This window comes from Streptomyces sp. NBC_00887 (assembly GCF_045207585.1).
Window position 1 is genome coordinate 5,590,241 of record NZ_CP108788.1, and the last position, 14,255, is coordinate 5,604,495.

Annotated in this window: 14 protein-coding genes; 6 read left to right on the plus strand and 8 right to left on the minus strand. The window is 69.8% G+C overall.

Translation table 11 applies throughout. The annotated features are described in order from the left end of the window. Positions 1-114 precede the first annotated feature (114 nt). Entirely contained in the window at positions 115-471 is a 357-nt protein-coding gene (locus OG844_RS25570; protein WP_406393383.1) for a metal-sensitive transcriptional regulator, read from the plus strand. 65 nt (positions 472-536) lie between these two features. Here OG844_RS25570 and OG844_RS25575 read toward each other — a convergent pair whose 3' ends face one another. Both OG844_RS25575 and OG844_RS25580 read right to left on the minus strand, forming a co-directional pair. Further along, positions 537-746 carry a hypothetical protein gene (locus OG844_RS25575; RefSeq protein ID WP_406393384.1) on the minus strand — a complete coding sequence of 70 codons (210 nt, stop codon included), beginning with the start codon at positions 744-746 and terminating at the stop codon, positions 537-539. 99 nt (positions 747-845) lie between these two features. After that, on the minus strand, positions 846-1,730 hold the full coding sequence (locus OG844_RS25580) for a hypothetical protein (RefSeq protein ID WP_406393385.1): 885 nt from the start codon (positions 1,728-1,730) through the stop codon (positions 846-848). A 161-nt stretch (positions 1,731-1,891) separates the two neighbouring features. Between OG844_RS25580 and OG844_RS25585 the strand changes: the two genes are divergently transcribed. Further along, complete coding sequence (locus OG844_RS25585) at positions 1,892-2,092, plus strand: hypothetical protein (RefSeq protein ID WP_406393387.1); 201 nt, start codon at positions 1,892-1,894, stop codon at positions 2,090-2,092. Between the two features lie 27 nt (positions 2,093-2,119). On the opposite strand, the gene OG844_RS25590 is transcribed toward OG844_RS25585, so the two are convergent. The 6 genes from OG844_RS25590 to OG844_RS25615 all read right to left on the minus strand — a co-directional run bounded on the left by OG844_RS25590 (position 2,120) and on the right by OG844_RS25615 (position 9,982). Then, positions 2,120-4,996, minus strand: a complete 2,877-nt coding sequence (locus tag OG844_RS25590; protein WP_406393388.1) for a tetratricopeptide repeat protein — start codon at positions 4,994-4,996, stop codon at positions 2,120-2,122. 202 nt (positions 4,997-5,198) lie between these two features. Beyond that, positions 5,199-5,933, minus strand: a complete 735-nt coding sequence (locus tag OG844_RS25595; RefSeq protein WP_406393389.1) for a phosphatase PAP2 family protein — start codon at positions 5,931-5,933, stop codon at positions 5,199-5,201. A gap of 291 nt (positions 5,934-6,224) precedes the next feature. Next, a complete protein-coding gene (locus OG844_RS25600; RefSeq protein ID WP_406396252.1) occupies positions 6,225-7,214 on the minus strand; it encodes an NlpC/P60 family protein in 990 nt (329 codons plus the stop codon). Positions 7,215-7,329: 115 nt separating this feature from the next. Next, entirely contained in the window at positions 7,330-7,785 is a 456-nt protein-coding gene (locus OG844_RS25605) for a hypothetical protein (RefSeq protein ID WP_406393391.1), read from the minus strand. Between the two features lie 101 nt (positions 7,786-7,886). Beyond that, the gene (locus OG844_RS25610; protein WP_406393393.1) at positions 7,887-9,677 is read right to left on the minus strand and encodes an alpha/beta hydrolase; all 1,791 of its coding nucleotides are present in this window, start codon (positions 9,675-9,677) and stop codon (positions 7,887-7,889) included. Then, on the minus strand, positions 9,674-9,982 hold the full coding sequence (locus tag OG844_RS25615) for a hypothetical protein (protein ID WP_406393394.1): 309 nt from the start codon (positions 9,980-9,982) through the stop codon (positions 9,674-9,676). The genes OG844_RS25610 and OG844_RS25615 overlap by 4 nt, the downstream gene beginning before the upstream one ends. 318 nt (positions 9,983-10,300) lie before the next feature. Between OG844_RS25615 and OG844_RS25620 the strand changes: the two genes are divergently transcribed. The 4 genes from OG844_RS25620 (at position 10,301) to OG844_RS25635 (ending at position 14,237) form a co-directional block, all read left to right on the plus strand. Then, entirely contained in the window at positions 10,301-10,918 is a 618-nt protein-coding gene (locus tag OG844_RS25620) for a histidine phosphatase family protein (protein WP_406393396.1), read from the plus strand. 109 nt (positions 10,919-11,027) lie between these two features. Further along, complete coding sequence (locus OG844_RS25625; RefSeq protein WP_406396253.1) at positions 11,028-12,617, plus strand: adenosine deaminase; 1,590 nt, start codon at positions 11,028-11,030, stop codon at positions 12,615-12,617. A gap of 100 nt (positions 12,618-12,717) precedes the next feature. Further along, on the plus strand, positions 12,718-13,623 hold the full coding sequence (locus tag OG844_RS25630; RefSeq protein WP_406393398.1) for an aldo/keto reductase: 906 nt from the start codon (positions 12,718-12,720) through the stop codon (positions 13,621-13,623). Next, positions 13,620-14,237, plus strand: a complete 618-nt coding sequence (locus tag OG844_RS25635; protein ID WP_406393400.1) for a DUF402 domain-containing protein — start codon at positions 13,620-13,622, stop codon at positions 14,235-14,237. Before OG844_RS25630 ends, OG844_RS25635 begins: the two co-directional genes overlap by 4 nt. The last annotated feature ends 18 nt before the right edge of the window (positions 14,238-14,255 follow it).

Below are 14,255 nucleotides of genomic sequence, written 5' to 3' on the forward strand. Positions count from 1 at the left end.
AGCACGGCCCCCCGGTCACGTTTCGGCTGGATTCGCTACGATATACCCGGCAGGGGTATACAGACTGGGCAGACAGGTCTACGGACGCAGAGCAAGAGGACAACGGAGGACCCCATGACCACGACCGAGGCCACCGAATCAGCCGACGCAGCCGGTACGGAAGAGGTCGTCACCGACCATGACCGCGGCATTCACGGCTACCACGACCAGAAGGACGAGCACCTGAAGCGGCTGCGCCGCATCGAGGGCCAGGTCCGTGGCCTGCAGCGCATGGTGGACGAGGACATCTACTGCATCGACATACTCACCCAGGTCTCGGCGTCCACGAAGGCCCTGCAGTCCTTCGCGCTCCAGCTGCTGGAGGAGCACCTGCGCCACTGCGTCGCCGATGCCGCGGTCAAGGGCGGCGCGGACGTCGACGCGAAGGTCGAGGAGGCCACGAAGGCGATCGCCCGCCTCCTGCGTACCTGAGGTGGCCGGAAACGTATGGACTCCGACGAGGTCCGTGAAATGCCCGACAGAGCCGGAGCCGGAGCTCATCCCCCGTGGGTGCACTGCCGAGGGATCGTCGGCGGCCGCTCGGCCAGGGCAGTCGTGACGTTGAGCACCTCGTCGATGCGGTCCGGACTCAGCCGGTCCTCACACGTGGCCGAAGCCGCGATCATGAGCTCGCCACACAGTTCGATCTCGGCGAGAGCCACACGGTCCTGAGCGTACGGAGCGCTGAGCGTCACCACCTGCGTCACCTCTCTCTGCCGTCGCCGACTCCTGGCGCACCGACTTCCTAGGGTAGGCAGCGCAACACCCACCGCGCATGGCACGGACGGACCATTTCAGCCCCCTCCCTACGGTGTTTCCGGGCCACCCCGCCCCTGTTGGACGCTGCCCGTGTAGATGTCCCCGGCGGGCGGAAGCTCCACGGTGACCGGTGCCCCGAACCCGTACAGCAGCATCGTCGACACCACCGACACCGCCGGCCCCTCCGAGGCGAAGCTGAAGCGGTGGCGCACCTTCCGCAACAGACCCTTGTCGTCGAGATACACGTCGAAGGGCACCGCGTCCGAGCTGAACCCTTTCGCCGCGGCCGTCAGCGCGCCGCGCGAGGACGGCGAAGCCGCTCCCGCCGCGCGCCCGATGTCCGAGGTCCCCCGGTAGTGACGGACCGCCACCCCGGCGAGCTCCGTCCTGCCGACGTACGTCACCTCTCCCGCACCGCGCAGGAGTTCGGCGGCGGCCATGGGATCGGTGACGCCACCGGTGACGAGATTGCCGTCCTCCAGAGCCGTCGTGTCGATCCTGACCCACTTGTCGTCGGGCACTCCGGCACCGCGGTTCTTCATGTACAGCGCCCCGGGCGCCAGCAGCTCGGTGATGGGCCGGTGCCCGTCCGCCCCTGCGGCGTCCTTGGGCAGTACGACCTTGATCCGGCCCAGCTGCCTGCGGAAGTCGTACACTCCCTGGCCCCGGATCGTCACCCGCGTTCCGCCAGCCGCGGCCTCCATCGACGTACGCGTCTCGGCGCTGCCCGCGCCGGTCAACCGGTCGGCGGCCCGCCGGACCACGGCCGCCGGGTTGCCGGCCGGTCCGCCGTCACCGGCCACGGACCGCTCCCCGGCCCCGTCACCGTCGCTCCTTCCGGAGCACCCGGTACTCACCGCCATCACACCCGCCACGACCAGGGCGCACACAGCCAGTGCCCCGCCTCCGCACCTGTGCTGCTGCACCACCATCGCCTGCCAACCCCCAACGACGTACCCCTGACCGAGCTCCCGCCCGCCTCGCCTAACGACCACCGGGGCGCCCCGTCACGCCACAAGGGCCCGCCCGGCGCTTCAGGAAGCCGATCGGCCCACTCGCAGACGTCGCCGGCCGGCCCCAGTACCGTGGACGCGTGTATGAGGACCCTCCGGACTCCGCCGTCCATGCCCCCGCCCCGGCACACACCACCACGACCGTCGAACGAGGCTCCTTCTGCCTGGCCCGCTGCACCTGCGGCTGGTCGGGACCGGCCAGACGCTCTCGCGACCGGGCCCGCACCGACGCCGAACACCACAGTGCCGCGCCGGGCCGCCGAGAGGCGCCCGGTCTCTGAGGAGTGCCGGCCGGGAGCTGTCGCCGGCTAGGGGGCGTCCGGCCGCCCGAGGATCTCGTCCAGCCGCCGCACGAAGGCGTCCGTGTCCGGGACTGTCTCCGGCAGGAGCTTCCCGAGAAGCGCCAGGTCCTCCCCCAATTCCCGGATCAGGCTCCGGGCGGGCGCACGGCCGAGCAGGGCGTCGAACAGTGCGGCGGCCCCGTCCGGGTCCGGCAGCGCGCACGTCATGACGAACAGGCACTCGTGCGCCCACGCGGCCCTCGGGCCCTCGCTCCCCGCTTCGGCGGCGGACACCCGGACAGCGCGCCGGAACTGCTCCGTGGCCGCCTCCTCGTCACCGGTCATGCGCAGCGCCACGGCGTGGAGACCCAGGTTCCAGCCGTCCTCGGAGTCGAGTTCGAGGGCCCGGACACAATCGGCGAGCGCCTCGTCGTGACGGCCCATGAGAAGGAGGACCTGGCCGCGGCCGTTGATGATCCATTCGGAGCGTGGGGCGATCCCGAGGGCTCGGGTGTAGTCGGCGAGCGCCTCCTCGTAACGCCCCATCGCCTGGTACGTCTGCGCGCGGCTGCCCAGGGCCCAGGCGTACTGGGGGCTGATGTCGAGGGCGCGCGTGTAGTCGACGAGTGCCTCGTCGAAACGGGCCAGTTCCCGGTACGTCTCCCCGCGGTTGGCGAGGGCCCACGCATAGTCGGGGTCGAGCTCGATCGCGCGGGTGTACTCGGCGAGCGCCTCCTCGTACCGGCCCATCACCTGGTACGTCTGCGCGCGGCTGCCCAGGGCCCAGCCGTAGTGAGGGTTGATGCCCAGGGCACGCGAGTACTCGCCGAGCGCCTCCTCGTAACGCCCCATCACCTGGTAGGTCAGCCCACGGCTGCCCAGGGCCCAGGTGTACCGGGGGTTGATGTCGAGGGCGCGCGAGAACTCGGCCAGGGCCTCGTCGAAACGCCCCATGCGCCGGTACGTCTCCGCGCGGCTGGCGACGGCCCACTCGTACCCCGGGTCGAGCTCGATCGCCCGGGTGCAGTCGGCGAGAGCCTCCTCGTGCCGGCCCATGGCCAGATATGTCTGCCCGCGGCTGGCGATGGCCCACTCGTAGTCGGGTTCGAGCTCGATCGCGCGGTTGCAGTCGGCCAGAGCCTCCTCGTACCGGCCCATGAGCCGGTACGTCTCACCGCGCGCGGCGTGGTTGCGCGCGGTGTCCGGCGCGAGGCCCAGGGCCGCGGCGCAGTCCGCCAGCGCGCTCTCGTGGTCGCCCACCGCCCGGTGCTCGCGGGAGCGGACGCGGTACGCCAGACTCCGTCCCTCCGTGGCCAGTTCGGTCGCGGCCAGCAGCAGCGTCAGCACGGCGACGCCTGCCGCGTCCTGCTCCCCTGCGACTTCCAGGCGCTGCCCCCAGGACGTGAGGACGGCGGCCCCGGTGTCCTCCCCGGCCTGGCCGAGGATCTGGGCCCAGCGACGCAGCGTCGCCACATCGAGATCGACGGCGTGAACCGCCTGGTGCAGGGCGTCCGGCAGCGCGGTACGCGGGTTCGCGCAGAGCCGGTGGTACGTCTCGTTGAGCCGGTGCTCGCGCCAGGCGGCGTCCTCCCAGTGCCCGTCGGCCTCGGTACCGAGATCGTCCTCCGCCGCCAGCCGCCACTGCTCGAACGTGTCGGCGAGGCGGGTGTGCGCCTGCTGCCACCGGGAAGGGGACCGGGTGCGCTGCAGGCGCAGCATCGCGGCGCGGACGACGTCGTGGTAGCGGCAGCGGCCCGCCTGCGAGGAGACGAAGGCCAGGCCGCGGAGCCACGGGTAACCGTCGGCGGCTGCTTCCGGAACGGCACAGCGGTAGATGTCCTCGTTCAACTGCAGAGGCAGCGCGCAGGCCAGCGCCGCCGCGCGGCGCTCCGCATCCGGTTCCCACCTCAGGAACCTCTCGACCGCCGTCTCGGACGGATCACCGATGCTGTCGCCGGTGCCCGGTTCGCTCCGGGCCAGCATGTCGACCAGCAGCGGAAGCCGCCCGGACAGGCGCAGGACCAGCTCGATGCTGGGCTCGTCGGCGACGCCGTGCGTGGCGAGGAGCGTACGGGCCTCCTCCTCGGTGAACACCTCCAGGCGCACCTCGGTGACCTGCCCCAGCCAGTCGCCCCAGACCCGGGCGTCCAGGCGCAGCTGCCCGGACAGCACGACCTGCACATTGACGGGAAGTCCCCCGTACTCCTCACCGAAGACGATGCTCCGCAACCAGGCGTCGAGCACCGGTCCGGTCCGCTCGTACACGTCGAAGAACAGCACCACCCGCTCGCACCGCTCGGCGACGTCCGCCAGGTCCTCCAGGAAGACCGGGGCGAGACTCGCCACCGGATTCATCACCAGCTGCACATCGTCATGGCTCCGCAGCCGCATGTTCAGCATGGTCCGCATCCGGTCGGCGCCCAGCGCCACCTGCTGCGGATCGACCGCCCCGACGAACGCCCCGACACCGGGCAGCATCCCCAGCCCGACCAGACCCACCTGCGCGGCCACCGTGCTCGACGGCGAGGCGGCAGAGGCGGGTACGGCCTGGGTCGCACCCGCCTCACCCTGCGCGGCCTGCGGAACGGGAGCCGCGTTCTCGGCCTGGTGCCGACGCTGACGGTAGGTCGCCAGCTGCTTGTCGAAACGCTTCAGCGGGTGCCCCTGCTGGCCCAGCCGGGCACTGACCGCCTCCATCGCCTCGAGCGCGTCGTGCACGTCGTCGTCGACGAACGCCGTGACCACCGAAGTCTGCTCGCGCGCCGCGGCCTCCCACTGCCGTACGAGGGTCGACTTGCCCACGCCGCCGTTGCCGCGCACATGGAACAGGAACGGAAAGTCGACCTCTTCCGGATCGCGGGCGAAGGTCTCGCGGAAGACCGCCAGTTCACCGCGGCGCCCCACGAACCCCGCACGCCCGTGCCGCCGATTGACTTCCTGCCGTGACGGCCGACGCCCAGCCACACCGCATCACCCCCGCACGGTGAACATGATGCCCCGTCAACACGCTTGCCGGAACCAGGTCAACGAGGGACGGCCGCAGAGGGACGCCCCCTGCGGGCACCTCTCTGCGGCCGTCGACACCACACCGCACTGCGCGGTCCCGCTACGCTGCGAGGTCCTTCTCGTCGGGCGAGGCGCCACGCCCCGAGCCGGGACGCGGCTCGGGAATCCCGCGCGACTCACCCAGGTCGTCGGCCGAGGAGGCCACCGGCCGGCGTGAGCGGACGAGCCACCCGACCGACCCGGAACGCGACACGGCCGTCACCAGCGGAGTCAGCAGCATCATCGCCAGCGGGGCCAGCAGCAGAGCCACCGAGGTGCCGAGAGCGAAGCCGCCGATCACATCGGTCGGGTAGTGCACGCCCATGTACACGCGGCAGAAGCCCTCCAGGAGCGCCAGCGCGATCGCCGCCAGGCCGAACTTCCGGTTGGCCACGAAGAGCCCCACCGCGATCGCCATAGCCATCGTCGCGTGGTCGCTCACGAAGGAGAAGTCGGTCTTGCCCGCCACCAGGACATCGAGTCCCTCGTGGTCGTAGAACGGACGCCGCCGCTCCACGAAACCCCGGATCGGGATGTTCACGAGCAAGGCGATTCCGGCCGCGAGGGGTGCCCACACGAGCCCGGCGACCGCCGTCACCGAATCGTCGGCCGTCCCACGTCGGCGCACGCTCCACCAGCACCACAGGACCGCCAGGACCATGCCGAGCATGATCCCGTATTCACCGACGAACTCCATGACCCGGTCGAACCAGGCAGGAGCGGCCTTCGCCAGCCCGTTGATGTCGTAGAGCAGGCTGACGTCGGGGTTCGACCCATCGAGTGCGAGTCCAGCCATCTGCTGCGGCCCCTTGCCTTGTCTGCTGCTGCGACGCACAGCGCTGTGCGTCGCCTTTCGGACCCCCGTGGTCGGTGCGATTCAGTACTGCGTGACGCCGTCGGCGCCGTGCCGCGTGACTGTCCTGGCCAGTGCCGCATGGTCAGTGCGCATGCTGTCCCAGTCCAGGGAACGGCCTGTTGGCTGCGTACGTTCCACTCTCCACCGAATGATCACCATGACGTTATCGAAGAGTGACTCATCGTCGCTGCTCAGGGCCTGGACCCTACGGAGAGTTCCGGCCACGGTCCGTCAGCCCTGCGGGAGAGCGGTCGGAAGAGCCGCCGCTCCGTCCTCTGTGACTCTCGTCGCACCGAAGTAGTCAGGAGTGTCGATCTTGTCGAACCGGATCACGGACCCGGTGAACGGCGCGTTGATCATGTACCCGCCTCCGACATAGAGCCCCACGTGCCGGATGGCCCGCGAGTTGTTCAGGTCGTCCGAGAAGAACACCAGGTCACCGGGGAGCAACTCGTCCCGCGAGGGATGCGGCCCGGCGTTGTACTGATCATTGGCCACCCGCGGCAGCTCGATGTCGACGGTCCGGTAGGCGGCCTGCGTCAGCCCCGAACAGTCGAACCGGCCACCCTGGGCCGCCGTTCCGTTGCCGCCCCAGAGGTAGGGCGTACCGAGCTTCTTCTGCGCGAAGTAGATCGCCCCGGCCGCCTGCTGCGACGGCGCGACCCGGCCCACGGGCCTGGCGAAACTCTTCTCCAGCGACCGGATGATTTTGACGTAATTCCGCGTCTCCGAGATCGCGGGAACCCCGCCGGCCCGGATCACCCGGTAGGCCCCGGCGTTGTAGGCGGCGAGCATGTTGTCGGTCGGATCGCCCGGCACCTTCTTGACGTACCCGGCGAGTTCGCAGTCGTACGAAGCGGCGGACGGAATCGCATCGGCCGGATCCCACACGTCCCGGTCCCCGTCGTTGTCACCGTCGACACCGTGCGCGGCCCAGGTGCCGGGGATGAACTGCGCGATGCCCTGCGCGGCGGCATGGCTCTGGGCGCGGGGGTTCCAGCCGCTCTCCTGGTACAGCTGGGCAGCCAGCAGGGCGGGGTTGATGGCCGGGCAGAGGTTGCCCCACTTCTCCACGAGCGGCTGATACCGCGCGGGTACGGCACCCTTGGCCAGCCCTACGGCACCGCCCGCCCCGGAGATACCGGCGGCGGCGGAGTACGTACCCACGACGAGCAGAGCGATGAAGCACAGGCCCAGCCCGATGCCGCCGCCGAGGAACACCCAGTATTTCCGCACCCCACAACCATCCCCCATTCGGGCGGGGTTCACGACGCGATTCGCTGGTGTGTACGGGTGGATGGGGGCATGAGGGGGCGTCAGGGGCGGTTACGGGGGGTCAGGGGGCGCCGGCGGACCAGAAGGCGGAGCGGATGTTGGGGCGGGGGATGTGCTCCATGCCCTCGTAGGTGGGCGCGGTCGGCTTGGTGGTGGACTCGGCGACGTCTGATTCCTGGACGCAGGGGCTGTCGACCTCGAAGAACACTTGCCCTTCGCCTCCGACGATCAGGCTGACGCCGAACCCGTCCTTTGTCTGAGCGAAGATTGCCGGCACTTCTAAATCATTGTTGATGGCCTTGATCCTGTACCCGCTCTTTCGCCAGGAGCGATCGACTACGCCTAGGAAGCTGCCTCGACGGTCCGCGGACACGATGGTCATGACTGCGCGCCTTCGGGTTACGTCACAGCTGCCAACACTAGTCGTATCGTGCGTCCACTTAACTTCTGGATCAATTTCCTCCAAGACGCCGTCCAGGATTTTGTCAGCTCGCTCAGCAGCTTCCTGCATGTCCATATCGATTCTCTCGCTCCCACCCAACGAGTGAGCACCTCTCGCGCACCCTGAAATCAAAACAAATGCAACGAGAGCGGCAACCATTCCATTAAATTTGCACACTACCGATACTCCTCAGCCTTGACTTTTTCGGATCGTCCCGCTGCAATCAGAGCAATATTGTGCGCTGACGCCGAATCTCTAGCCGGGTCGAAATACTGAGAATGCGCATCGATGGAGAACCCGCCGGCGCCAACAACATGAGGCCCGTCATCAACGTGAAAGCGCTTGGCGCCAAATGCCTCGCTTGCCGGGTCCTTGCCAAACCAGAGATCGTCATCTCCCTGGTCGGCAATATCTCCCACCACATAGGCGAAGGGTCCGGTCGCTGCACCAACGGCGGCCTGCTGTTTGGACGGCAACTTGGTCACGACATCATTCTCTGCCGCACCAACAAAGACGTGCCCCTTCCCCACCCCAAGATCCTCTGCGCGATCAACTCCGACCCCGGGACTTCCCACCAGAACAATGTCGTCGACTCCCGGGATTCCCCCATCGTGCTGCGTTGCTGCACCTACGGTTCGCGACCCGTACGAATGCCCAATCGCTGTGAAGTGAGGGTCCCCACTCTCATTCGTGGCAAGCATTCCACTCATGAACTCATTGAGAGACCTACCCCCTGCCTCCGCATTCTCCTCGCCTGAGACAGCCAAACTACGCAAACCGTCTGGCGCCTGCGGTGCGTCGTATCCAAGCCAGACGATTGCCGCACTGGAAGAATCGTGATACCGGGCCCCTTTGGCGGTATCAAGGGCACGCTTAAGATCATTCTTCGCGAAATCTTCATCCAGGGATGTATTCAACCCAGGCACATATGTCGATACGTTCCTAGCCGTATCCGGGTTGCCATACGAGACAATCGCCCTGCCGTTTCCCTCATCGCTGATTCCGAGCAGAAACATCGGTGGCTCCCCCGGCTTCGGAGCCGCCTGCAACTGCCGATCGATCTCCCGCAGCCCCGCCAGCTGCGTCACCGACCGGTCATCATCCCGCCCCTCCAGCTTCCCGATCAGCAGCTGCAGGTTGTCCCGGTTCGCCGCGTCCCTCACGACCGCCGGGATCCCGTCCAGGTTGCCGATCCGGTCCGGATACACCGCCAGGTACTCCTCGCGCTGTTCCTGCGTCAGGCCCGCCCACCAGGCGTGCCGTTCGGCCGGGGTCGCGTCATGCGGGATGCCGTTGCTCAGGTACGACCGCGCCGCGTCCCGGACCGCCGCCGCGTCCCCCGCCGCGTCCTTCCACGTCGCGGCCGGGACCTTCAGGCCCTCCTCGGCCTTCAGGCGTCGCAGGATCCCCGCGTACCGCCAGTCGATCTCGGCCGCCGCCCTCACCGCCCCCACCACCCGGTCCGCGATGTCCTGCGCCTTGGCCGTGTGGGGGTTGGGCGCGACCAGCCCTGATGGCGCGACCAGCCCCGGCAGCCCGCCCGACGACGCCGTACCGCCCCGGAGCGGCTTGCCGTCGATCAGTCCCTCGCCGGCCGCCGGGTACGTCACCGAACCGTCCGGATGCACCGTGAACTTCAGGCCGGCCGCATCGTCCAGCGCATCCGCCAGCACCCGCTGCTGCGCCCTCATCTCGTGGGCCAGGCTGTTCAGCGTCGTACGGAGCAGCCCGCACTCCGTGTACACGTACTGGAAGTTCCGGCTCAGTTGCCGCAGTCGCGCCACCGCCGAGTCCGCTGCTTCGCCCTGCTGCGTCTCGCGCAGCCCGTTCAGGAGCTGCTTGTCGATCCGGTCGCGCGCCGCGTCGGCCCGGTTGCTCGCGCGGCCCCAACCGTCGGCCGCCCCTTCCAGTTCGGCGCACTTCAGGTCCCGTAACGCCGCCCAGGTCAGTCCCCCCGTCTTCTTCACTGCGCCCCTGCCCTGCCTGCCGCCGGCGCGAAGGACGACCTCACGGCCTCGTTCGTCGCGCCCTGGATCCGTGCGACGGCCCGCAGTTTGCCCGCGAGGCTCGCGCACTCGCCCTGCGCCGCCGCGATCCGCCGCTCCCACGACGTCCGTACGGTGCCGAGTTCGGCCAGCGCCGACAGGTCACCGGCCCCCGCCGTCAGCCCTTGGTGCGCCAGCGCCAGCTCAGAGGGCACGGGACCCAGGTGCGTACGCAGCGCCTCCGCACCCCCCGCGGCCCGCAGCCACGGCCCGTCGCTGTGCCTCAACTGCTCCCGACCGCCACCACCACCACCCGGACCCACCGGTCCCCCCGGTTCACTCAGCCCCTGCACCCCAGCCACACCGCTCACCCCGCTCCTCGATCATGGAGCGGCACTGTGCCAAACCCGGCGTAGGCGACACGCCGGGCCAACCTCCGCCGGAGCCCCCCGCCCCGGCCCCCCAGGGGCACCACCACCCCGGCATTCACCCGAACGCGCGACGAGTCGATCCGGGAGTGCCATCCGGCCGCGGAACCAAGGTGATCCCCCGCAACGTCCACCACCGCGTCCCCAGGATCGCGCCGCAGCAAGAAGGACCGCACCATGACCGCAACCCGCTACCTCTACCTCGCCCGCCACGGCGAGGCGTCACCGGACGAGACCGAGCTGACGGCGAACGGGCGGCGTCAGGCGGCGCTTCTCGGCGAACGGCTCCGGGACAGCCCTCTTTCCGCGATCCATCACGGACCGCTTCCTCGCGCCGCGCAGACGGCCCGGCTGGTCCGCGACCAGCTCGACGACGTCCCCCTGTACGCCTGCGAGCCGGCCGGGGACTACCTCCCGTACCTCCCGCAGCGGGACGAGCTCCCGCCCGGGTCGGCGGACCGGCTCATGGCGTTCGTCGAGCAGTTCCCCGCCGAGGAGCGCGAGCACGGCCCGGAGCTGGCCCGCGCCGCGACGGCACGCTTCACCGGGCCCGTCGAGGGCGACGAGCCCCGCCATGAACTGGTCGTCACCCACGCGTTCCTGGCCGCCTGGTTCGTACGGGACGCCCTCGACGCCCCCGCCTGGCGCTGGATGGGCCTGAACCACTCCAACGCGGCGCTGACCGTGATCCGTTACACGCCCGGCCGGCCGGCTGCCGTGGTCATGGTGAACGACATGGGGCACCTTCCGGCCGACCTCCGCTGGACCGGCTTCCCGCCGGAGCTCCGCCTCTGACCCCGTTCGAGCTCGGCACAGCGGATGGTCGCCCCTCGGTCCCCCGGACGGATGGTTTATCGAGCCCTGTGTACCCAGCACGGGTGGGCGCACAGCGGAATTCGTGACCATGCACCACGTGACCTCCCTCCAGCGCAATGCATCGCGCACCCGCCGGTTGTTGCTGATGACCGCCGGACTCACCGCAGCCGCCCTCGTCTCGTCGCTGCCCGCCGGACCGCCGGCCCGGGCCGCCGCCCCCGCCCCTCCCGTACCGCCCCGGCCCACGACGGCCGCCGAGACCCGCACCGCCGCATGGCTGGACGCCCACGGGAAGGGCGCGGGGGCGGCCGATCGGTTCTTCCGGGACCTGCCCAAGGGAGGCGACCTGCACAATCACCTCTCCGGTGCGGTGCGGACCGAGTACCTCATCCAGCTCGCCGCCGACGACGGCCTCTGCATCGACACCACCCTGACCGCCGTCGCCCCACCGTGCGGCCCCGGCACCCGGCCGGCCGCAGACGCCCTCACGGATGCCGGGTTCCGGCAGGCCGTCATCCGCGCCTGGTCCATGCAGGACTTCCCGCAGGGAGAATCGGGGCACGACCACTTCTTCGCCACGTTCGGCAAGTTCGGTGCCGCGACGGCACACACGGGAAAGCTGCTGGCCGACGTGGCCGGCTCCGCCGCCGTACAGAACCAGTCGTACCTGGAAACCATGGTCACCCCCGTCGCGGCTGCCACGAGAGAGCTGGCTACCGACATCGGATGGGATCCGGACCTCGCCGCCCTGCACCGCGAACTGCTCGCCGGAGGCCGGCTGGACCGGCTCGTCACCGCCGCCGAGCAGGAGTCCGACACGGACGACGCCGAGTTCCGCGCGACCGCGCACTGTGGGAGCAGCCGCCCCGGTCCGGGCTGCCGGGTCACGGTGCGCAGGATCTTCCAGGTGCTGCGCGACAACCCTCCGGAGTACGTCTTCACCCAGATCGCCCTGGGACTGCGCCTGGCCGAACGCGACCCGCGCTTCCTCGCGGTGAACCTGGTCCAGCCGGAGGACGCCGAGATCTCCCTGCGCGACTACCGCCTCCACATGCGCATGCTGAACTACCTGCACACGGTCCACCCGCACGCCCACATCACCCTGCACGCCGGCGAACTGGTGCCCGGCCTGGTGAAGCCCGAAGACCTGACCTTCCACATCAATGACGCCGTACGCACAGGGCAGGCCGAGCGGATCGGGCACGGCGTCGACCTCGTACACGAGGACAACTGGCCTCGTCTCGCCCGTGAGATGGCCAGCCGGCAGATCGCCGTGGAAGTGCCGCTCACGAGCAACGCGCAGATCCTCCAGGTGGAGGGCGAGGAACACCCGTTCCCCGTCTACCGGGCCTTCGGAGTTCCGGTGGTGCTGGCCACTGACGATCCCGGTGTTTCACGCACCGACATCAGCCATGAGTACCGCCGCGCGGCGCGCACGTACGGGCTCGGCTATCCCGAACTGAAGGACCTGGTCCGGGCGTCTCTGGAGTACGCCTTCCTGCCGGGCCGCAGCCTGTGGCGACCCGACCCCGTCCGTCGGGGCTTCAGGCCGGTCGAGGAGTGCCGGGTCCTGGACTCGGCACGCTGCGAACGACTGCTCGTAACCAGCCCGAAGGCGCGGCTGGAGGCCCGCCAGGAGCGGTCCTTCCGGATGTTCGAGGCCCGGTACGGGGGCTGAAACACCCCGACTCGGGGCGGGGAGGCAGCCCCGGCACGCCTCACGCCCCGCATCCGACCCACAGCATCACCGGCCGGCCGCCCGCTGGTGAAAGAATCCGATGATGACCTCATCCTCAGAGACGATCGACGCGTCCGTGGCCGGCACCTGGAAGCTCGGTGACCTGACGGTCAACCGGATCGGCTTCGGCGCCATGCGCCTCCCGCAGAACGGGCCGGCCCTGGCACGCGGCGATTCCAGCGACCGGGGCCGGGCCATGCGTGTCCTGCGCCGTGCGGTCGAGCTCGGCGTGAACCACATCGACACCGCCGCCTTCTACTTCTCACCCCTGCGGTCCGCCAACGAACTCATCAACAGCGCGCTCGCCCCGTACACCGAAGATCTGGTCATCACGACGAAGGTCGGGCCCGGACGTGACCCCTCCGGTGCGTGGCTTTGGGCAGACCCGGACCAACTGCGCGGGCAGGTCGAGGAGAACCTGCGCCAGCTCGGCCGCGACCACCTCGACGTGGTGAACCTGCGCATCGCCCGCAGCCACACGTCCTCGTCCGTCGCCGAGCACTTCGGCGCACTGGCCGAGCTGCGTGAGGCCGGGCTGATCCGCCACCTGGGCATGTCCAACACCTCGCCGGAACAGCTCGCCGAGGCCCGGGCCATCGCACCCGTGGTCTGCGTACAGAACATGTACGGCATCGGCTCCCCGCCCGAGCACCACGCCCTTCTGCGCCACTGCGGGGAGCAGGGCATCGCGTTCGTGCCGTTCTACGCGATCGCCGGTGCCGGGCGCGAGGCGGGGGCCGGCACCGCCGCCGAGAGCGAAGCGGTGCTCACGGTCGCACGCAACCACGGCGCGACGCCGACCCAGGTGCGCCTGGCGTGGACCCTGCACCAGGGACCGCACGTGCTGGCCATCCCGGGCACCGGCAACCCCGACCACCTGACCGAGAACGTGGCCGCGGGTGCGCTGCAGCTGACGGCCGACGAGCTGGCCCTGCTCACCGTATGACCGGACAGATCCTCCGCTGGAACTTCTTCATCGGCGGCCATCTGAGCACATCCGTCCCCGTACGCCTCGTCGAACGCACGGTCGAGGGGCAGCTGGTGTGGCTGGAGACCGGCACCCCGATGTGGCGTACGGAGCTGCCCGGCCGCGCCCACCTCAGGGACATCCCCCCGCACGACCGTCCCGCCGGGGGCTACCCGGCGAAGGCCGACCGGTGGCCCCTGGGCAGCGCCCTCATCCACCAGCCGGCCGGGGCGGACCACGCGGTGTTCTGGTTCTTCGGGCGGCGGCAGAAGTTCCGCGGCTGGTACGTGAACCTCGAGCACCGCGTCCACCACGGCGAGGACATCGACGTCGCCGACCACGAACTCGACATCAACGTGGCGCCGGACCGCACCTGGCAATGGAAGGACGAGCGGTCGTTCGCCGAGAAGACGGGGCACCCCGCCTACTGGTCGGCCGACGAGGCGGCAGCGATCCGCGCCGAGGGCGAGAGGATGGCCGGGTTTGCCGAAGCGGGAGCCTTCCCGTTCGACGGTTCCTGGTGCGACTTCAGGCCGCCGAAGCACTGGACGACCCCGACCCTCGCCGCGGCCCCGACCCGGACCGTCCTGTGATCCTGCGGGAACCTCGAG

Coding starts and splice junctions, on each gene's coding strand:
- OG844_RS25635 (WP_406393400.1), top strand. CDS start 13,620: ATGACCGGACAGATCCTCCGCTGGAACTTCTTCATCGGCGGCCATCTG.
- OG844_RS25580 (WP_406393385.1), bottom strand. CDS start 1,730: ATGGTGGTGCAGCAGCACAGGTGCGGAGGCGGGGCACTGGCTGTGTGC.
- OG844_RS25625 (WP_406396253.1), top strand. CDS start 11,028: ATGCACCACGTGACCTCCCTCCAGCGCAATGCATCGCGCACCCGCCGG.
- OG844_RS25595 (WP_406393389.1), bottom strand. CDS start 5,933: ATGGCTGGACTCGCACTCGATGGGTCGAACCCCGACGTCAGCCTGCTC.
- OG844_RS25620 (WP_406393396.1), top strand. CDS start 10,301: ATGACCGCAACCCGCTACCTCTACCTCGCCCGCCACGGCGAGGCGTCA.
- OG844_RS25570 (WP_406393383.1), top strand. CDS start 115: ATGACCACGACCGAGGCCACCGAATCAGCCGACGCAGCCGGTACGGAA.
- OG844_RS25630 (WP_406393398.1), top strand. CDS start 12,718: ATGATGACCTCATCCTCAGAGACGATCGACGCGTCCGTGGCCGGCACC.
- OG844_RS25605 (WP_406393391.1), bottom strand. CDS start 7,785: ATGGACATGCAGGAAGCTGCTGAGCGAGCTGACAAAATCCTGGACGGC.